Source organism: Azospirillum sp. SYSU D00513 (assembly GCF_017356015.1).
Classification (GTDB): Bacteria; Pseudomonadota; Alphaproteobacteria; order Azospirillales; family Azospirillaceae; genus Azospirillum.
In genome coordinates, this window is record NZ_JAFIQV010000025.1 from 14,055 (window position 1) to 32,037 (window position 17,983).

The following is a 17,983-nucleotide window of genomic DNA, read 5'->3' on the forward strand; positions in this document are numbered from 1 at the left end:
GCCGGTGGGAGCGCGTATGGCCAGCCTCGCTGGCCGTGACGGCGCCGCTCGCCCGGATTTCATACGATTTTCATGAAGTCCTGACCTGCGGTCAGGACTTCCGCGCCATGGGGCGCGGGGCCGCAGTCGCGGCCCTATACCGGGTTCGGAGGTCGGAATTTTCCGAACCCGGTATCAGACCTGAACCTCCCGACCTCCCTTTGGAAACCGCGAAAACAAGGAACGCCACGATGACGCAGACTTGCTCCGATTACGTCGAGCCCGAAATCCGCGACGGCCGCCGCTATCTCACCCCGGCCCGGGTATCGCTGGGCATCACGCCGACGCTCTGGTGGAACGACGACTTCATCAACATCGACATCGGCATCCCCTTCGAGCAGTGCATCAGCGAGATGGCGCTGGCCGGCTATGTCGGGTGCAGCATCGGGCACAAGTACCCGACCGATCCGCAGGCGCTGAGGGCGGCCCTGGATCTGCGCGGACTGCGCGTTTCCGAGCCCTGGGTCAGCACCTACTTCACCATCGATTCGATGAAGGAGCAGACGATCGCGAAGGTCCGCGAGCAGCTCGCCTTCATCAACGAGGTGGAGGGCAAGAACCACACCGGGCGCAAGGCGGACCTCGTGGTGGCGGAATTCGGCCAGGCCGTGAACCCGCAGCCGGTGGCGCTCTTCGCGAACGCCCCGGAATTCGACGACCGCCAGTGGGACAACCTGGCCGCGGGCCTCGACGAGATCGGCCGGATCGCCAGGGAAGAAGGGCGCCAGCTTTGCTATCACCCGCACTTGGGCACGGGTGTGATGAAGCAGGCCGCGGTCGACCGGCTGATGGAAATGACGAATGTGGATCTGGTCCACATGCTTCTGGACACGGCTCACCTCGTCTGCGGCGGCGCCGATCCGCTGGTGACGACCAAGAAATACGCCTGCCGCATCAAGCATCTCCACCTGAAGGATTATCGCGCGGACGTGCTCGAGCAGATGCACGCGAAGGGCATGTCCTTCCAGGAGGGCATCGAGGCCGGCATCTTCACCGTGCCGGGCGACGGTGCGTACAAGCATTTCCCCGAGATCCTGTCGATCCTGGGAGAAACCGGCTTCGACGGCTGGATCGTGATCGAGGCCGAGCAGGACCCGGCCAAGGCCATCCCGCTCCAGTACGCCAAGATGGCGCGCGCCTACCTGCGCAAGACGCTGGGGTGGTAACCATGGGCAAGTCCGCGAAGAGGGACATCTATCTCAGCTTCTTCATGTTCACGGCTGACCTCCAGCCGGACAACGAGGAATACACCCAGGTCATCATCCGGCACATCAAGGCGATGACCGAGGCGGGTTACGACGGCTTCGACCTGCCGATCCACCCGCTGCCGACCAGCGATCACAAGGCCGAGGTGGAGAGCTACACCCGCATGAAGCGGGCCTTCGACAAGGCCGGCCTCGAAGGCGTGCGGTTCGCCACCAACGTCGGCAGCACGAGCATCTTCGACCCGACTTCGCCCTACCTCCAGCAGCGCGAGGGCGCGCTCGCCTACCTGAAGTCACGGGTGGACATCACCGCGGTGCTCGGCGGCGAGTCGATCATGGCGGGACCGATCGTCCTCCCTTACGGCGTCTTCCCGACCACCGCCGACGGCGAGCCGATCTGGAGCGACGCGCTGCAGGAGTGGCTGAAGCCCCGCTACGAGGCGGCCCAGCCCATCCTCCAGGAGCTGGGCGAGTATGCCGAGAAGAAGGGCGTCAAGCTGGCCATCGAGCCGGTGGACCATTGGGAGACCCCGGCGCCCAACATGGTGTCGGACGTGCTCGGCTTCCTCGAGGGCGTGCAGACCCCGCAGACCGGCCTGACCATCGACAGCGCCCATGTGGTGCTGGGCAGCGACGGCCCGGCGGTGTTCGAGGACAATCTGCGCACGGTCGTGGCGCAGAAGCGGCTGCATTACGTCCACATCTCCGCCCCCGACCGCGGAGCGGTGCATGACAGCTGGATCCCGTGGGACACGTTCCTGCGCCCGATCCTGCCGGTCTATGACGGTCCTCTGCTGCTCGAGGTGTTCAATGCCGTTCCGCCCTTCGCCAGCCTCCTGCGCCTGACCCGGCGGAAGTTCTGGGTCCCCGGCGAGGATGCGCCGGAACCGGGTCTGCCGAGCGCCTACGACGTCGCCCGCGAGGGCTTGGCGACGTTGCGCCGCGAGGTCGAACGGCTCGGCGCCGCCGGCTGAACCACCCCCATCCTCACGGGCGCCGCCGAGCGGCGCCCGCATGGAGATTGCGATGATCGACGACAGCCAGACAGCCCTGCTCGAAAGGGCTCCCACCACCGACACGCCGCCCGCCACCCAGCTGCGCGCCGTGCCCTCGCAGCTCGCCACGGCCGACCGCCTGGGCGCGCTCAAGGATCTGCCCGGTTTCTGGGAGGGCACGGGCTTCAGCCTGATCGCCCGTCCGGACTTCTCCGGCAAGAGCCCCAACGGCATTTTCCTGCAGCTGAACCTGCTGCGGGAAACCATCGAGTTCACCTCGATCGGTTCGCCGGTCTTCAACCGCGGCAGCCTGCAGGACGACATCGCCATCTACGGCGTGACCTACCTGCACCGGGTGACCGACGCCGTTTCCGGTGGCGCGCTGCACATCGAGCCGGGCATGTGGCTGAACATCCCGGAGACCACCTCGCCGAAAGCGGACGCGAGCATCGCCCGGCTTGCCACCATCCCTCACGGCAACGCGGTCTGCACCGTCGGTTTCGTCCAGCAGGCGGTGTTCGACAAGCTTCCGACCATCCCGCCGGCCAACACGGTGCCCTTCGGCATCGGAGGCCAGCCGCCGGCCGCCGGCACGAAGAACCCGTTCCCCGAGTATGATCTGGGCACCGCCTCCAGCTTCCGCACCAGCCCTCTGCCGGACGGCATCACCCAGGCCATCCTGGATGATCCGAACCAGGTGCTGCGCGACGCGCTGGCCCAGCAGGTCAACGTGAAGGGCATGACGCTGAAGGCGATCACGCGGCTGATCACCCAAACGCCGGCGTCCGGCGGCATCGCGAACATTCCGTTCATCAACAGCAACGCCGACGCGCCGAGCATGGAATCGGTCTTCGCCATCGAAACGGTGGAGGATGCCTGCGGCAACGAGTTCCTGCAGCTGCAGTACTCGCAGACCGTGCTGCTGAACTTCGGCGGGAGAAGCTGGCCGCACGTGACGGTCGGAACCTTGATCAAGGCCTTCTGAACGGCATCCCGGTTGCGGGCAACGGGTTGAAGCCCCTCTTCCTTCCGGAAGAGGGGCCATGCTGTTTTCATGAACAGCCGGAGAGCCCGCGAAGGGGCGTGGGCCATGGATCGCCCGACAGGGTTCGAGGGACCTCGCCCATTCTCCGGCCGCAGAATTTTCCGCTTGCGGCCTGCCGCGCTTCCGCCTATATCGACGGCCCGCGCCGCTCCGGCGGATGCGGGATGCGCTCGTGGCGGAACTGGTAGACGCGCTAGGTTCAGGTCCTAGTGGCTGAAAGGCCGTGGGGGTTCGACTCCCTCCGAGCGCACCAAAGGCATCGATTAGGGGGCCATAGCTCAGCTGGGAGAGCGCTACAATGGCATTGTAGAGGTCAGGAGTTCGATCCTCCTTGGCTCCACCAATCGAAGTCGGGTTGAAGCGAAGTTTGTGTTTGTGACGATTGTGCTTGTATTTGAGGCTTCGGCCCCGTATAAGCCGCCCACCGTTCCGGATTAGCTCAGTCGGTAGAGCAGCGGACTGTTAATCCGCGTGTCGCTGGTTCGAGTCCAGCATCCGGAGCCACTTCGCGAGGGTTGTTGCGCGTATCTTGTCTAGTGCGGGTGTAGCTCAGTTGGTTAGAGCGCCGGCCTGTCACGCCGGAGGCCGCGGGTTCAAGTCCCGTCACTCGCGCCACTCTTTGGAGGTCCTGTAGCTCAGCGGGAGAGCACTACGTTGACATCGTAGGGGTCACAGGTTCAATCCCTGTCGGGACCACCATCCAGAGTAGCGGTTGATTGCAGAGTAGAGTGCCACAGTGAATGCGGTCGTGGCGGAATTGGTAGACGCGCAGCGTTGAGGTCGCTGTGACAGAAATGTCGTGGAAGTTCGAGTCTTCTCGACCGCACCATCACCCCGGACAATCCTTCCGGGCATCCGGCCACCGGGAAGGCCGGCATCTCTCCCTCCCGATCCTCACCTGATTTCCGCTATCACGCTTCGGCCATCGCGCGCAGATGCGCCAGGGCCACGGCGCCCCTGCCCTCCCCCACGAGTTCGCGCGGGGTGCGGTGAAATCCTGCCAGCTTGACGGCGTCGTACCAGACCAGCGCCTGCTCGACGGAGCCGAATCGCGGCAGTGCGGCGGCGATCACCTCTTCCATCGTGACGGCGGTCTTCTCGTCGCAGAACATCATCGAATCCTTCCTTCGTAGGAGGACCCCGCCTCGCGGCGGAGCCCTGTCGTCCATCCCGGCCGGGGCTTCAGCCCAGGCTCGGGTAATCCACATAACCGCGCGCGTCGCCGCCGTAGAAGGTCGAGCGGTCGTAGCGGTTCAGCGGCGCGCCCTGGCGCAAGCGCTCCGGCAGGTCCGGGTTGGCGATGAAGAGCCGGCCGAAGGCCACGGCGTCCGCCGATCCCTGCGCCACCACCCGCTCCGCCGTCTCCTTGACGAAGCCGCCCGCCGCGATCACCGGGCCGCCGAAGCGGGTGCGGAAGCGCGAGGCCGCGTCCGGCGCGTTCGGGTCCAGCGCGTTGGTGTCGCTGTTCTGGTCGGCCCGCGGCTCCACGATGTGGAGATAGGCGAGGCCGCGCGTGCCGAGCTGGGCCGCCACATGATCGAACAGCGCGCCGGGGTCGCTGTCGCTCATGCCATTGAAGTGCCCCCAGGGGGAGATGCGCACGCCCACCCGGTCGGCGCTCCAGGCGCCCGCCACCGCGTCCACCACCTCCAGCAGCAGCCGCGCCCGGTTCTCGAGGGAGCCGCCGTAGCGGTCCTCGCGCCGGTTGGTGCCGTCCTGAAGGAACTGGTCCAGCAGATAGCCGTTGGCCGCATGGATTTCCACCCCGTCGAACCCGGCCTCGCGCGCGTTGAGGGCGGCTTGGCGGAAGGCGCCGACGATGCCCGGGATCTCATCCTCGCGCAGCGCCCGCGGCGTCTCGAACGGCACGGGCCGGCCCTGCGCGTCCATGTGGCCGCCCGGCGGCGTCACGGCCGATGCCGATACCGGCACCGCCCCACCCGGCTGCATCGAGGAGTGGGAGATCCGGCCGGTGTGCCAGATCTGCAGGACGATCAGCCCGCCCTTGGCGTGCACCGCGTCGGTCACATCGCGCCAGCCCCGGACCTGCTCCGCCGAATGGACGCCCGGCGCGCCGGGATAGCCCCGCGCCTGTTCGGAAACGTCGGTGGCCTCGGCGATGATCAGGCCCCCCTTGCTGGCGCGCTGGCCGTAATATTCGGCGTTCAGCGCGTGCGGCACGTCGCCGGGCTGGCGCGAGCGCATGCGGGTGAGCGGCGGCATCACCACCCGGTGTTCGAGCGCGAGCGCGCCGAGCCGGACCGGGGTGAAGAGCGGGCTGTCGGGCTGTGAGCTGTTGGGCTGTGAGCTGTCGGGCATGGCTGTTCCCTCATTCCTGGAGCGTCATTGAGCGTCGCCACCAGATAGCGTCGTGCGGAAAGCTCCTGTAGTCTCCGCATCGGACAAGCCGGCTTATCGGAAAACGATACAATCGACGGCACGAGGCCCTATGGACACCGACGAGCTTGCCGTTCTGGTGCAGGCCGCCGCGGCGGGAAGCCTGTCGGCGGCGGCGCGCCGGCTCGGGCTGACGCCCACCATCGCCAGCCGCAGGCTGGCCGCGCTGGAACAGCGCCTCGGCACCCGGCTGATGCACCGGACCACCCGCTCGGTCTCCCTCACGCCGGAGGGGGAGGCCTTCCTGCCGCATGCCCAGGCGATGCTGGGCATCGAGGAGGCGGCGCGCGCCAGCCTCGCCCCCGCCCGGCAGGGGGCCAGCGGCCTCTTGCGCGTGACGGCGCCGGCCGCCTTCGGGCGCAAGATCGTGGCGCCCCTCGTGCCCGGGCTGCTGGCGGACAACCCCGAACTGCGCATCGAGCTGGAGCTGACCGACAGCGTGGTGGACATCGTCGCTGCCGGGATGGACGTCGCGGTGCGGATCGGGCGCTTGCGCGATTCCAGCCTCATCGCCCGGCGCCTCGCCCCCAACCCGCGCGTGCTCTGCGCGTCCCCCGCCTATCTGGAGCGGGCCGGCACGCCGCGCACGGTGGAGGCGCTGGCGGGCCACGAATGCCTGACGCTGACGGGCATGGCGGCTTGGCCCTTCGAAACCGACGGTCGGCTGCGCGAGGTTCGGGTCGGCGGGCGCTTCGCCAGCACCAGCGTGGAGGCCCTGCGGGCGGCCTGCCTCGGCGGGCTGGGCCTCGCCCTGCTCTCCGCCTGGGACGTTGTGGAGGAGTTGCGCGCGGGAACGCTGCTGCCGGTCCGCCTCGACGCCTCGATCCCGCAGGAGTTCGCCATCTGGGCCGTCTATCCCAGCGCGCGGCTCGTCTCTCCCAAGCTGCGGATCTTCATCGCCGCGCTGGCGGAGGCGCTGGCGACCCTCACCCTGCAGGTGCCGGCCTGCGGCCATGAGGAAAACGGCTGATTCCATCCCCTCTTGACCGCCGTGCGGCCCTGCCTAAATCCTCCGCCGCCGGGAGCCTATGAGGGACCCGGCAGGCACGCGCCGCACATCACGGCGCGCTCGTATCCATGTTGCTCAAGAGGAGGATGTGGCTATGGGCACGATCGACCTGTCTCCACTTTTCCGTTCGACGGTCGGCTTCGACCGGCTGTTCGAACTGCTCGATGATGTCCTGCGTTACGAGCCGGCGGACCATTATCCGCCCTACGACATCGAGAAGACCGGCGAGGACCAGTACCGCATCGCCATGGCGGTCGCGGGTTTCGCGCCGGAGGACATCACCATCACCGCCCAGCCCAACCGGCTGGTGGTTTCCGGCCGCAAGCCGCAGCGCGACGGCGCCCGCTACCTTCATCATGGGCTGGCGATGCGCGCCTTCGAGCGGCGTTTCGATCTCGCCGACTTCGTCGAGGTGAAGGGCGCCACGCTGGAGAATGGCCTTCTGACCATCGAACTCGCCCGCGAGCTGCCGGAGGCGATGAAGCCCCGCACCATCCAGATCGGCAGCGCGCCGCAGCCGATGGCGCTCGAACACCGCAAGCCGGAGCTTCGGGAAGCCGCCTGAAGGCGGTGGCGCGCCGCCCGGCCGAAGCGGCGGGCGGCGCGCCGGCCCTTCGCTGGCCGGCCCTTCACTGGAGAGCGATGCGATGTGGATGGACAGGGAACGGGAAAGGACGGAAGTGCATTCGGCCGGGGTTCCGGCGGAACGGGCAACGCAGGCCGCGAACGATCCCGGCCGGCACCCGCGCCCGACGGCCTACCCATCCGGCACCAGGGCCGTGATCCGGCGGCGGGGCCACGGCCCCCTGACCTCGGGAAAGGCGCGTGCCGGCGACTGGATCCTGAGCTTCCAGCCGACCTCCGCGCCGTTCATCGAACCGCTCATGGGCTGGTGCGGCGGGACGGATCCCCTGCGCCATGTCGAGCTGCGCTTCCCGAGCCGGGAGGCCGCCGTCCGCTTCGCCGAGCGCCGCAACCTTCCCTATGAGTTGATCGAGGCGCGTGGCGGGGAACAGCCGGCGAGCGGAATGCCGCTCTGGACGGGCTGGATGCGCGATCGGCTGGCGGCGAACACGAACGGGCAGCCGGCCCGTGACGGTACGAAAAGCGCCTGAGGCCGCCTGCCCAGCTTTTAAACAAACTCCTTAGGCAATTGCCCCAGCGGAGTGCATTTCGAAAAAATTCGCGGTTGCCTGCGACAGATTCGTTCGGCGTGGCTTGACAGCCTCTCCTTTCGCCGTAATCTGGCCGTCACATACCGGCAAATGCGCCGGACGGCATATGAGCCCTTCATCCCGATTGCAGCATCGCGCGCGGTCCGGGGTGGAGGGCTTTTTCGTTGGGCCCGGCTTCAAGCGGGCCGGGGGAGGATCGGCGGGTGCGGCAGGATCGCCAGGATTACGGCGTGGGGCTTCTCTTCTCCACGACCGGCACCTACGCGGCGCTCGGCCAGGACGGGCTCGACGGCGCGCTGATGGCGCTGGACGAGGTCAACAGCGACCCGTCCCTGGGCTTCCGCCTGCGCGCGCGGATCGAGAATCCCGGTGGCGTCATCGAACGCTATCACGCCCTGTGCGAGGACATGATCCGGCGCGACGGCTGCCGCCACGTGGTCGGCACCATCACCTCGCTCAGCCGCAAGGAGATCATCCCGGCCATCGAGAAGCACGACGCGCTGCTCTGGTACATGTGCCCCTACGAGGGATTCGAGTGCAGCGACAACGTCGTCTACACCGGCGCCTGCCCGAACCAGCACATCGTGCCGCTGTTCCAGCATGTCCTGCCGCGCTATGGCGCGCGGGCCTGCCTCGTCGGCTCCAACTACATCTGGGGCTGGGAGATCAACCGGATCGCCCGCGCCCTGATCCAGCCCTGCGGCGGCGAGGTGCTGTCGGAGCGCTACCTGCCCTTGGGCAGCGAGGATGTCGGCCGCATCGTGGCGGAGATCGCGCAGAAGAAGCCCGACTTCATCCTGAACAACTTCGTCGGCACGACCAGCTACGCCTTCTTCCGGGCCATGCGCCTGCTCGCCGAGCAGGACCCCTCCTTCCGGCCGGAGATCCGCCCGATCGTGAGCTGCAACCTCACCGAATGCGAGCTGGGGCTGATCGGCGAGGCGGGAATCGGCCATCTCTCCAGCGCGATCTGGTTCGAGGAGGCCGGCGGGCCGGAGAACGCCGCCTTCGTCGCCCGCGCCAAGGCGCGGCTCGGCGGCGGGCGGCGGCCCTCCGCCTTCTTCACCGGCGCCTACGCCGCCGTCCGCCTGCTGGCCGAGGCGATCCGGGAGGCGGGGACCGATGATGTCGCCGGGGTCAAGCCGGTGCTGACCGCCCGTTCCTTCGCCACCCCGGCGGGCCGCTTGAGCATCGACCCCCGGACCAACCACGCCACCCTCACCCCCCATCTCGGCCGCATCGCCGAGGGGGGCCGCTTCGACATCATCGAAAGCGCGCCGGAGCCGATGGCGCCCGACCCCTACCTCGTCCATTTCGATCCCGACCGCCTGGCGGCTCTGGTCGCGGCCGCGCGCCAAGCCGGCGATGTCCCCAGCAGCGCCCCCGATGCGAGGCCGACCGCATGACGAACGCGCGCGTCACCATCCCGAACTTCCGCAACTGGCGGGCCGTGGTGCTGCACCGGCCGAGCCCGACCACCGACGCGGTCCTGCGCCAGCTGGAGCGGCTGGGCATCCAGGCCCGCGCGCTCTGGCCCGAGCTGGACGCGGAGAGCGCCGAGGCCGACGTGATCTTCTTCGACGCCGACATGGGCTTCGACGAGCAGTTTCCCTGGCCGCCGGGCGAGGCGCCGGTGCCGCTGGTGGCCCTCGTCGGGTCGGAGGCGCCGGGCCGGCTGGAATGGGTGCTGGCGCGCGGCGCCGGCGCCCATCTGATGAAGCCGGTGTCGTCCGGCGGCGTCTACAGCGCGCTGGTCATCGCCGGCCATGCGCTCCGGCAGCGTGGCGCTCTGGCCGGCGAGGTGCGGAGCTTGCGCGACCGGCTGCGCCGCCGGCCCCAGGTGGCGAGCGCCGTGCTGCGCGTCATGACCGCCCAGCGCATCGAGAGCGCCGAGGCCATGCAGCGGATCCGCCGCGCCGCCATGGAGCACGGCCAGTCCATCGAGGATTACTGCGACGCCCTGCTGGCGGCCCCCGAGGCCGAGGCGGCGCGCGCCGGGCTGAAGCCCGGAAAACCGTGAGAGCCCGACCCGACATGTCCGAGGAACTCTGCAAATTCCTGAAGAACCGCGTGGCGGTCGCCGGCCTCGTGGTCATCGTGCTGATGACGCTGGCCGCGGCGCTGGCGCCGGCGCTCGCCCCCTACCCGCCCGACGAGCAGTTCTTCGAGGGGCTGACGCTCGAAGGGGCTCCGCTGCCGCCCAACGCGACCTTCTGGCTCGGCACCGACCAGCTCGGCCGCGACCTGCTGTCGCGCCTGCTGTATGGCGCGCGCACCTCGCTGGTCATCGGCGTGCTGGCGAACGGGGTGGCGGTGCTGCTCGGCACCTTCCTCGGCGTCACCGCCGGCTACATCCAGGGCTGGGTCGGCACGGCGATCATGCGCTTCACCGACCTGATGACCGCCTTCCCCGCGCTGATCCTCGCCATCGCGCTGGCCGCCATCTTCCAGCCGTCCTTGTGGATCGTCGCCATGGTCATCGCCATGGTGAACTGGGTGCAGATCGCCCGCGTCGTCTACACCGAGACGGTGGCCCTGGCCGAGCGCGAATACATCGAGGCCTGCCGCGCGCTCGGCGCCAACTGGCCGCGCGTGCTGTTCCGCCACATCCTGCCGCATCTCGTGCCGACCATGCTGGTCTACGCCACGCTCGGCATCGCGACCACCGTGCTGCTGGAGGCCACCCTGTCCTTCCTCGGCATCGGCGTGCGCCCGCCCGAGGCTTCCTGGGGCAACATCATCTACGAGAACCAGACCTATTTCGCCTCGGCCCCCTGGCTGGTCTTCATCCCCGGCGCCGCCATCCTGCTGCTGGCGCTGGCCTTCAACCTTGTGGGCGACGGGCTGCGCGACGCGCTCGACCCGACCCAGCGGGGGCGTGAGTGATGGGCAAGTACCTCGCCAAGCGGCTGGGCCAGTCGCTGCTGATCCTTTTGGGCGTCACCGTCGTGACCTTCCTGCTGCTGTTCCTGCTGCCGGCCGACCCGGCGCGCCAGATCGCCGGCCGGTCGGCCAGCGCCGCCACGGTGGAATCCGTGCGCCAGCAGCTCGGCCTCCATCTGCCCCTTTGGGAGCAGTATCTGCGCTATCTGGGCAAGCTGCTTCAGGGCGACCTCGGCCGCTCCTTCGTGCAACGGACCGAGGTGGGCGAGCTGGTGTGGAGCCGCCTGCCGGCCACGCTGCTGCTGATGGCCGGCGCCATCGGTTTCGAACTGCTGATCGGCGTGCCGGCGGGCATCGTCGCGGCGATGCGGCGCGGGAAGCCCACGGACAACGCGGTGATGATCGCCTCGCTGGTCGGCGTGTCTGCGCCGCAGTTCGTGGTCGGCATCCTGCTGCTCTACGTCTTCGCGGTGCAGCTCGAATGGTTTCCCATCGGCGGCTACGGCACCTTCGCCCATCTCGTGCTGCCGGCCATGACGCTGGGCATCCTCGGCGGCGGCTGGTACGGCCGCATGACGCGGTCCAGCATGGTGGACGTGCTGCGCCAGGACTACATCCGCACCGCCCGGGCCAAGGGTGCCGCCGAGCAGCGGATCGTGCTGGTGCACGCGCTGCGCAACGCCTTCCTGCCGCTGCTGGCGATGATCGGCATCGACATCGGCCTCTTCATGAGCGGCGCCGTCGTCGTCGAATCCGTCTTCGGCTGGCCCGGCATCGGGCAGCTCGCCTGGCAGGCGATCCAGCAGGTGGACATTCCAATCATCATGGGCGTGACGCTGGTCTCGGCCGTCTTCATCGTGGCCGGCAACCTGCTCGCCGACCTGCTCGCGCCCCTGGTCGATCCCCGCATCCGGCTCCGCTGACAGGCCCCCGCGGGACATGCAACGACAACCAACGAAGCTCAAACCGAACAGGGAACAGTGCAGAATGCGTAAGATGATCGCTCCAGCGCTCCTCGCGGCCCTTCTCTGCGGAACGGCGCTGATGCCCGTCACGGCGGGCGCCGCCGAGGTGAAGAACGGCGGCACGATGGTCGTGACCTACAAGGACGACCTCGCCACGCTCGACCCCGCCATCGGCTACGACTGGCAGAACTTCTCCATCATCAAGGCGATGTTCAGCGGCCTGATGGCCTACGAGCCGGGCTCGACCAAGCTGCGCCCGAACCTCGCGGAAAGCTACGAGCAGACGGCCGACGGCCTCGCCTACACCTTCAAGCTCCGCCAGGGGGTCAAGTTCCACAACGGGCGCGAGCTGACCGCCGAGGACGTGAAATACTCGATCCAGCGCGCGGTGAACCCGGCGACGCAGAGCCCCGGCCAGTCCTTCTTCTCCATGATCAAGGGCTACGAGGAGGCCGCCAAGGGCGACGGCACCCTGTCCGGCATCACCGTCGTCGATCCCCATACGGTCAGGATCGAGCTGTCGCGCCCCGACGCGACCTTCCTGCACGTGATGGCGATCAACTTCAGCTACGCCGTACCCAAGGAGGAAGTGGAGAAGCACGGCGCCGATTTCGGCAGGCACCCGGTCGGCACCGGCGCCTTCAAGATGGCGGAATGGACGCTCGGCCAGCGGCTCGTGCTGGAGCGCAACCCCGATTATTTCGAGAAGGGCCTGCCGCACCTCGACCAAATCAGCTTCGAGATCGGCCAGGACCCGAGCGTCGCCCTGCTGCGCCTCCAGCGCGGCGAGGTGGACGTGCTCGGCGACGGCATCCCGCCGGCCAAGTATCTGGAGGTCCGCAACGACGCGAAGAACAAGGACCTCGTGCTGGAGGGCAATCAGCTCCAGACCGGCTACATCACCATGAACACCCGCATGAAGCCGTTCGACGATGTGCGCGTGCGCCAGGCCGTGAACATGGCGGTCAACAAGGACCGGGTGGTGCGCATCATCAACGGCCGCGCCGCCCCGGCCAACCAGCCGCTGCCGCCGGCCATGCCGGGCTACGCCAAGGACTACAAGGGCTACGGCTTCGACCAGGCCAAGGCCAAGGAGCTGCTGAAGGCGGCCGGCTATCCCAACGGCTTCGAGACGGAAATCCTCGCCACCAACACCGACCCCAACCCGCGCATCGTCCAGGCGATCCAGCAGGACCTCTCCGCGGTCGGCATCAAGGCGCAGGTCAAGACGCTGGCCCAGGCCAACGTGGTGGCCGCCGGCGGCGAGGAGAAGGGGGCCGCGATGATCTGGTCCGGCGGCATGGCCTGGATCGCCGACTTCCCCGATCCCTCCAACTTCTACGGCCCGATCCTCGGCTGCGGCAGCGCCGTGCAGGGCGGCTGGAACTGGGCCTGGTACTGCAACAAGGACCTCGACGCCCTGGCCGACAAGGCCAACGCCATGGTCGATCCCGCCAAGGAGCAGGAGCGCATCGCCACCTGGAGCACCGTCTTCACCAAGGTGATGGAGGACGCGCCCTGGGTCCCCGTCTTCAACGAGAAGCGCATCATCATGCGCAGCCCGCGCATGGCCGGCCCCGACGCCATCTTCGTCGATCCGGTCCATTATCCCGTCAACTACAGCCATGTGTACGCCAAAGATGTGCAATAACCCGAACCACACCATCCACCGGCACCACTGCCATCACGGCTGGGACAACGCGAACGCCCCCGTCCTGCGCATCGCCCCCGGCGAGACGGTGGAGTTCGAGACGGTGGACAGCTCCGGCGGGCAGCTCTCGGCCTCTTCCACGCTGGCCGACATGGCGACGCTCGACTTCTCCAAGGTCAACCCGGTCACCGGCCCGGTCTTCATCGATGGGGCCGAGCCCGGCGACGCGCTGAAGGTGACTCTGGTCTCCTTCAAGCCGTCGGGCTGGGGCTGGACCGCCAACATCCCTGGCTTCGGGCTGCTGGCCGACCAGTTCAAGGATCCAGCCCTGCACATCTGGAAGTACGACCCCGTGGGCATGGCCCCGGCGCTGTACGGGCCGGGCGGGCGGGTGCCGCTGAAGCCCTTCACCGGGACCATCGGCGTCGCCCCGGCCGAGGGCGGGCTGCACAGCGTCGTGCCGCCGCGCCGCGTCGGCGGCAACCTCGACATCCGCGACATGACGGTCGGCACCGAGCTGTACCTGCCGGTCGAGGTGGCGGGCGCGCTCTTCTCCGTCGGCGACACGCACGCCGCACAGGGAGACGGCGAGGTCTGCGGCACGGCCATCGAAAGCCCGATGGACGTCACGCTGAGTTTCGACCTCGTCAAGGGCGCCAACCTGTGCTTCCCGCGCTTCCGCACGGCCGGGCCGGTGACGCGCCATCTCGACGCCGAAGGCTACGAGGTGACCACGGGCGTCGGCCCCGACCTGATGGAAGGGGCGCGCGCGGCGGTCAGCGGCATGATCGACCTGCTGACGGCGCGCCACGGCATGTCGGCGGTGGACGCCTACATGCTGTGCAGCGTCTGCGGCGACCTGCGCATCAGCGAGATCGTGGACATGCCGAACTGGGTCGTCTCCTTCTACTTCCCGCGCGTCGTCCTGTCCTGACGGGAGCGCGCGGAACCGGCGCGGCGGGGTTTTCCTCCGCCGCGCCGGCCACCTTGGAATTTCCTGAATGGCTCTGCTCGAAGTCGAGGATCTGACCGTCAGCTTCGCCGGCTCCGGCCGGCGGGTCACCGTGCTAGACGGCGTCAGCTTCACCCTGGACGCCGGGGAGATCGTCGGGCTCGTCGGCGAGTCCGGCTGCGGCAAGAGCATCACGGCCATGTCGGTGATGCGGCTCCTCCCTTCCCCGCCCAGCCGGGTGGATCGGGGCGGCGTCCGCTTCGCCGGCACGGACCTCCTCTCCCTGCCCGAACGCCGGATGCGCGCCATGCGCGGCAACCGCATCGGCATGATCTTCCAGGAGCCGATGACCTCGCTGAACCCGACCTTCACGGTCGGCTGGCAGATCGACGAAGCCTTGCGCCTGCACACCGGCCTGAACGCGGAGCAGCGCCGCGCCCGCTGCCTGGAGCTGATGGGGCTGGTCGGCGTGGGTGCGGCGGAACGGCGGCTGGGCCAGTACCCGCACGAACTGTCGGGCGGGCTGCGCCAGCGCGTCATGATCGCCATGGCGCTCGCCTGCGGGCCGGAGATGATCATTGCCGATGAACCGACCACAGCGCTGGACGTGACCATCCAGGCGCAGATCCTCGACCTGCTGGTGACGTTGCGCCGGGATCTCGGCACGGCGATCCTGATGATCACCCACGACCTGGGTGTCGTCGCCGAATATTGCGACCGCGTCGTCGTCATGTACGCCGGCAAGGTCGTGGAGAAGGCGCCGGTGGAAAGCCTGTTCGCCCGCCCCCGCCACCCCTACACCACGGGGCTGCTCGCCTCCATGCCCCGGCTCGACAGCGGGCGCGGGCCGCTGGCGAGCATCCCCGGCATGGTGCCGAGCCCCGGCAGCCGTCCGCCCGGCTGCCCCTTCGCCGACCGCTGCCCCAACGTCCTGCCCCGCTGCGCGCCCGAGATGCCGCCGCTCGAGACCGGGCCGGACGGACACGCCTTCGCCTGCTGGAACCCCATGCCATGACCGCCGCCGCACCGGAAGCCGCCCTCACCTCGGACAGCGATGCGCTGCTGTCCACGGAGGCGCTGACCAAGCATTTCCCGACCAAGGACGGCGCGGGCGTGATCCACGCCGTCAACGGCGTCAGCCTGACCCTGCGGCGCGGGGAGACGGTGGGGGTGGTCGGCGAATCCGGCTGCGGCAAGTCCACCTTCGCGCGGCTCTGCCTGCGGCTGATCGAGCCGACCTCCGGCACGCTGGCCTTCGACGGCGGGGACCTGCGCGCCCTGTCGCCAGCGGCGCTCCGCGCCCGGCGCCGCGACATGCAGATCGTCTTCCAGGATCCCTTCGCCTCCCTCGACCCGCGCATGCGGGTCGGCGCGATCATCCGCGAGCCGCTGGACATCCACGGCGTTGGCACGCGCGCCGACCGGGAGCGCGAGGTGCAGGCCCTGCTCGCCCGCGTCGGCCTGCCGCCCGACGCCGCCCAGCGCTTCCCGCACGAATTCTCCGGCGGGCAGCGCCAACGCATCGGCATCGCGCGGGCCATCGCGCTGCGCCCGAAGCTGCTGGTGCTGGACGAGCCGGTATCGGCGCTGGACGTGTCGATCCAGGCGCAGATCCTGAACCTGCTGGCCGCGCTGAAGAGGGAGCTGGGCCTCTCCTACCTCTTCATCTCCCACGACCTCGCGGTCATCCGCCACATCAGCGACCATGTGGCGGTGATGTATCTGGGACAGGTGGTGGAGTTCACCGACGTGGAAACCCTCTACGCCCGGCCGGCCCACCCCTACACCGAGGCCCTGATCTCCGCCATCCCGCAGCCGGACCCGAGCCGGCGGCGCCAGCGCATCGTGCTGAAGGGCGACCTGCCGAGCCCGGAATCCCCGCCTCCCGGCTGCCCTTTCCACACGCGCTGCCCCAAGGCCTGGGACAGCTGCCGGACCGTCGTGCCGGCCGACCTGGACATCGGCGAACCGGGCCGCCCGCACCGCGTCCGCTGCCATTTGCACGACCCGGCGCTGGCGGCGACGCGGCCGGCGGGGTGAGGGCTCACACAGCCGCGTGCCCGTCCGCCGCGGCCACGTCCTCCACCGGGCTCCCGTCGTCAAACGCATAGCGGCCCTTGCCGCCCTTCTTCGCGCGGTACATGGCCTCGTCCGCGCGGTGCAGCAGATCGGTCGGCCTCACGCCGGCGTCCATGGACAGGGCGATTCCGACGCTGCACCCGACCCCCATGCCGATGGCGGCGACCTGCGCCACGATTCGCTCCGCGATCGAGGCGGCGAGGCCGCGGACCGCCCGCGGCGGGGCGATGACGAGGACGGCGAACTCGTCGCCGCCGAGCCGCCCCGCGAGGTCGCCGTGCCGCAGCCCGGCGCGGATGGCGCGGGCGGCGGAGCGCAGCACCTCGTCGCCCCGGTCATGGCCAAACCGGTCGTTGACCGCCTTGAAGCCGTCGAGGTCGATGTACATGACCGCGGCGGCGGCGCCCGAGGCGTGGCCTTCCTCCTGCATGGCGCGGGCGAGATTCAGGAACATGGCGCGGCCGGGCAGCCCGGTGAGTTGGTCGTGCCGGGCCTGCTGAAGTTCGAACTGGATCTTTTCCGCTTCCGTCGTGGCTTCGATCAGCCGCGCCTGCGCCCTGTCCGCCCTGCGGCGGCCGGTCAGGCCCCAGGCAAGTGCTGCCAGACTGATCGCGACGCCCGCGAGCGTTTCCAGGGCAACGGCCAGCGCCCGCTCCCGCCAGGGGGCGAGGACGACGTCCTCCTCGATGGCGGCGAAGGCGACCAGGCCGTAATCCCGCATGGTGGTGTAGGCGGCCAGCTTTCCCTTGCCGTCCATCACGGAGGTCAGGCGAAAGCTGCCGCTCGGCGCTTTCGGAAGCTCGTTCTTCATCAAGGCACCGTCGGCGACCGACTGGCCGACATGCTTTTCCATGTCCGGCACATAGGCCACGATCCCGCCGTCAGGACGGAAAATTCCGATGGAAGGCGCCATGCCGAAATTCAGATGGTTCAGCGCGTCGGTCACATGCTCCGTGTCGAGACCGACCGAGACCGCGCCGATGAACCGGCCTTCCGCGTCGCGCAACGGCTTGGTGATGGTGAAGGCGATTCCGCTGCCGGTCCGGGTCACGATGGCGGCGCCGACATGCAGGGATTCGCCCCGCTTCGCCGCGTGGAAATAGTCGCGGTCGGCGACATTGACGGCCCGGGCGGGGAATTCGGCGGTCTCCAGGACCGAGTTGCCCACTTCGTCGAACACGAAGGTGGAGAGCCGGCCCCCGACATGGGAGACCATCCGGTTCATCTCCTCCCAATGGGTGCGGTCGCGGACCGCCTCCGGCCCGCCGGCCCGCGCGACCATGCCGACGATGTTGGACAGGGCGGCCTCCGCGCCGCTGATCGTGCCGTGGCCCTGATGCTCGACGATCTCGGCCATGTCGTGGAGGATCTGGAAGGACCGTGCGACGGTGGCCTCGTGGTCGCGCCAAGCCGTGTGCGCACCACCCCCGACGAGCACGGCGAGCACGACACCCGTCGCGACCGGGGTGCGGAAATTCGAAACCATCACATGCGGAACCCGGGTTTGACGCCGGACCATCGCAGGGGATTCTTAACATCTCCCTACTCGACCACCTCCCGACCGAGCCGCCGGCGGCCCCGGCTTTCC

Annotated in this window: 17 protein-coding genes and 6 tRNA genes; 20 read left to right on the forward strand and 3 right to left on the reverse strand. The window is 68.9% G+C overall.

Annotated elements, in window-relative coordinates; genetic code table 11:
* The first annotated feature begins 230 nt into the window (after positions 1-230).
* The 9 genes from iolE to JUB11_RS18530 all read left to right on the forward strand — a co-directional run bounded on the left by iolE (position 231) and on the right by JUB11_RS18530 (position 4,113).
* Entirely contained in the window at positions 231-1,205 is a 975-nt protein-coding gene (iolE, locus tag JUB11_RS18490; RefSeq protein ID WP_207460057.1) for a myo-inosose-2 dehydratase, read from the forward strand.
* 2 nt (positions 1,206-1,207) lie between these two features.
* Complete coding sequence (locus JUB11_RS18495; RefSeq protein WP_207460058.1) at positions 1,208-2,218, forward strand: sugar phosphate isomerase/epimerase family protein; 1,011 nt, start codon at positions 1,208-1,210, stop codon at positions 2,216-2,218.
* Positions 2,219-2,270: 52 nt separating this feature from the next.
* Positions 2,271-3,224 (forward strand): heme-binding protein, encoded by a 954-nt coding sequence (locus JUB11_RS18500; RefSeq protein ID WP_207460059.1) that lies wholly within the window; start codon positions 2,271-2,273, stop codon positions 3,222-3,224.
* 226 nt (positions 3,225-3,450) lie between these two features.
* Positions 3,451-3,537, forward strand: a tRNA-Leu gene (locus JUB11_RS18505).
* A gap of 14 nt (positions 3,538-3,551) precedes the next feature.
* Positions 3,552-3,627: transfer RNA gene (locus JUB11_RS18510), tRNA-Ala, on the forward strand.
* 85 nt (positions 3,628-3,712) lie between these two features.
* Positions 3,713-3,788: transfer RNA gene (locus JUB11_RS18515), tRNA-Asn, on the forward strand.
* Between the two features lie 34 nt (positions 3,789-3,822).
* A tRNA-Asp gene (locus tag JUB11_RS18520) sits at positions 3,823-3,899 on the forward strand.
* 9 nt (positions 3,900-3,908) lie between these two features.
* Positions 3,909-3,983, forward strand: a tRNA-Val gene (locus tag JUB11_RS18525).
* A 43-nt stretch (positions 3,984-4,026) separates the two neighbouring features.
* Positions 4,027-4,113: transfer RNA gene (locus tag JUB11_RS18530), tRNA-Leu, on the forward strand.
* Positions 4,114-4,195: 82 nt separating this feature from the next.
* Here JUB11_RS18530 and JUB11_RS18535 read toward each other — a convergent pair.
* A complete protein-coding gene (locus tag JUB11_RS18535; protein WP_207460060.1) occupies positions 4,196-4,399 on the reverse strand; it encodes a hypothetical protein in 204 nt (67 codons plus the stop codon).
* A gap of 67 nt (positions 4,400-4,466) precedes the next feature.
* Complete coding sequence (locus tag JUB11_RS18540) at positions 4,467-5,603, reverse strand: alkene reductase (protein ID WP_207460061.1); 1,137 nt, start codon at positions 5,601-5,603, stop codon at positions 4,467-4,469.
* A gap of 130 nt (positions 5,604-5,733) precedes the next feature.
* Between JUB11_RS18540 and JUB11_RS18545 the strand changes: the two genes are divergently transcribed.
* The 11 genes from JUB11_RS18545 (at position 5,734) to JUB11_RS18595 (ending at position 16,356) form a co-directional block, all read left to right on the forward strand.
* The gene (locus JUB11_RS18545) at positions 5,734-6,651 is read left to right on the forward strand and encodes a LysR family transcriptional regulator (protein ID WP_207460062.1); all 918 of its coding nucleotides are present in this window, start codon (positions 5,734-5,736) and stop codon (positions 6,649-6,651) included.
* A gap of 133 nt (positions 6,652-6,784) precedes the next feature.
* Complete coding sequence (locus JUB11_RS18550; RefSeq protein ID WP_207460063.1) at positions 6,785-7,255, forward strand: Hsp20 family protein; 471 nt, start codon at positions 6,785-6,787, stop codon at positions 7,253-7,255.
* An 82-nt stretch (positions 7,256-7,337) separates the two neighbouring features.
* Positions 7,338-7,805: an NADH dehydrogenase ubiquinone Fe-S protein 4 gene (locus tag JUB11_RS18555; RefSeq protein ID WP_207460064.1), complete on the forward strand. Its 468-nt coding sequence runs from the start codon at positions 7,338-7,340 to the stop codon at positions 7,803-7,805.
* 263 nt (positions 7,806-8,068) lie between these two features.
* Positions 8,069-9,271 (forward strand): transporter substrate-binding domain-containing protein, encoded by a 1,203-nt coding sequence (locus JUB11_RS18560; RefSeq protein WP_207460065.1) that lies wholly within the window; start codon positions 8,069-8,071, stop codon positions 9,269-9,271.
* On the forward strand, positions 9,268-9,885 hold the full coding sequence (locus JUB11_RS18565; protein WP_207460066.1) for an ANTAR domain-containing protein: 618 nt from the start codon (positions 9,268-9,270) through the stop codon (positions 9,883-9,885). The genes JUB11_RS18560 and JUB11_RS18565 overlap by 4 nt, the downstream gene beginning before the upstream one ends.
* Before the next feature lie 14 nt (positions 9,886-9,899).
* The gene (locus JUB11_RS18570; RefSeq protein WP_207460067.1) at positions 9,900-10,751 is read left to right on the forward strand and encodes an ABC transporter permease; all 852 of its coding nucleotides are present in this window, start codon (positions 9,900-9,902) and stop codon (positions 10,749-10,751) included.
* The gene (locus JUB11_RS18575; protein ID WP_207460068.1) at positions 10,751-11,671 is read left to right on the forward strand and encodes an ABC transporter permease; all 921 of its coding nucleotides are present in this window, start codon (positions 10,751-10,753) and stop codon (positions 11,669-11,671) included. Before JUB11_RS18570 ends, JUB11_RS18575 begins: the two co-directional genes overlap by 1 nt.
* Before the next feature lie 64 nt (positions 11,672-11,735).
* A complete protein-coding gene (locus tag JUB11_RS18580; RefSeq protein ID WP_247887157.1) occupies positions 11,736-13,364 on the forward strand; it encodes an ABC transporter substrate-binding protein in 1,629 nt (542 codons plus the stop codon).
* On the forward strand, positions 13,354-14,298 hold the full coding sequence (locus JUB11_RS18585; RefSeq protein ID WP_207460069.1) for an acetamidase/formamidase family protein: 945 nt from the start codon (positions 13,354-13,356) through the stop codon (positions 14,296-14,298). Before JUB11_RS18580 ends, JUB11_RS18585 begins: the two co-directional genes overlap by 11 nt.
* Before the next feature lie 67 nt (positions 14,299-14,365).
* On the forward strand, positions 14,366-15,331 hold the full coding sequence (locus JUB11_RS18590; protein WP_207460070.1) for an ABC transporter ATP-binding protein: 966 nt from the start codon (positions 14,366-14,368) through the stop codon (positions 15,329-15,331).
* Positions 15,328-16,356 carry an oligopeptide/dipeptide ABC transporter ATP-binding protein gene (locus tag JUB11_RS18595; RefSeq protein WP_207460071.1) on the forward strand — a complete coding sequence of 343 codons (1,029 nt, stop codon included), beginning with the start codon at positions 15,328-15,330 and terminating at the stop codon, positions 16,354-16,356. Before JUB11_RS18590 ends, JUB11_RS18595 begins: the two co-directional genes overlap by 4 nt.
* Before the next feature lie 4 nt (positions 16,357-16,360).
* Here the strand turns inward: JUB11_RS18595 and JUB11_RS18600 are convergent, their stop codons facing one another.
* Complete coding sequence (locus tag JUB11_RS18600) at positions 16,361-17,881, reverse strand: sensor domain-containing diguanylate cyclase (protein ID WP_207460072.1); 1,521 nt, start codon at positions 17,879-17,881, stop codon at positions 16,361-16,363.
* Positions 17,882-17,983 lie beyond the last annotated feature (102 nt).

Bases quoted from the DNA above. Each gene is read 5' to 3' on its own strand.
- JUB11_RS18565 (WP_207460066.1), top strand. From the start codon at position 9,268: ATGACGAACGCGCGCGTCACCATCCCGAACTTCCGCAACTGGCGGGCC.
- JUB11_RS18575 (WP_207460068.1), top strand. From the start codon at position 10,751: ATGGGCAAGTACCTCGCCAAGCGGCTGGGCCAGTCGCTGCTGATCCTT.
- JUB11_RS18600 (WP_207460072.1), bottom strand. From the start codon at position 17,881: ATGGTTTCGAATTTCCGCACCCCGGTCGCGACGGGTGTCGTGCTCGCC.
- JUB11_RS18535 (WP_207460060.1), bottom strand. From the start codon at position 4,399: ATGATGTTCTGCGACGAGAAGACCGCCGTCACGATGGAAGAGGTGATC.
- iolE (WP_207460057.1), top strand. From the start codon at position 231: ATGACGCAGACTTGCTCCGATTACGTCGAGCCCGAAATCCGCGACGGC.
- JUB11_RS18500 (WP_207460059.1), top strand. From the start codon at position 2,271: ATGATCGACGACAGCCAGACAGCCCTGCTCGAAAGGGCTCCCACCACC.
- JUB11_RS18590 (WP_207460070.1), top strand. From the start codon at position 14,366: ATGGCTCTGCTCGAAGTCGAGGATCTGACCGTCAGCTTCGCCGGCTCC.
- JUB11_RS18580 (WP_247887157.1), top strand. From the start codon at position 11,736: ATGCGTAAGATGATCGCTCCAGCGCTCCTCGCGGCCCTTCTCTGCGGA.
- JUB11_RS18555 (WP_207460064.1), top strand. From the start codon at position 7,338: ATGTGGATGGACAGGGAACGGGAAAGGACGGAAGTGCATTCGGCCGGG.
- JUB11_RS18540 (WP_207460061.1), bottom strand. From the start codon at position 5,603: ATGCCCGACAGCTCACAGCCCAACAGCTCACAGCCCGACAGCCCGCTC.
- JUB11_RS18585 (WP_207460069.1), top strand. From the start codon at position 13,354: ATGTGCAATAACCCGAACCACACCATCCACCGGCACCACTGCCATCAC.
- JUB11_RS18550 (WP_207460063.1), top strand. From the start codon at position 6,785: ATGGGCACGATCGACCTGTCTCCACTTTTCCGTTCGACGGTCGGCTTC.
- JUB11_RS18570 (WP_207460067.1), top strand. From the start codon at position 9,900: ATGTCCGAGGAACTCTGCAAATTCCTGAAGAACCGCGTGGCGGTCGCC.
- JUB11_RS18495 (WP_207460058.1), top strand. From the start codon at position 1,208: ATGGGCAAGTCCGCGAAGAGGGACATCTATCTCAGCTTCTTCATGTTC.
- JUB11_RS18545 (WP_207460062.1), top strand. From the start codon at position 5,734: ATGGACACCGACGAGCTTGCCGTTCTGGTGCAGGCCGCCGCGGCGGGA.
- JUB11_RS18595 (WP_207460071.1), top strand. From the start codon at position 15,328: ATGACCGCCGCCGCACCGGAAGCCGCCCTCACCTCGGACAGCGATGCG.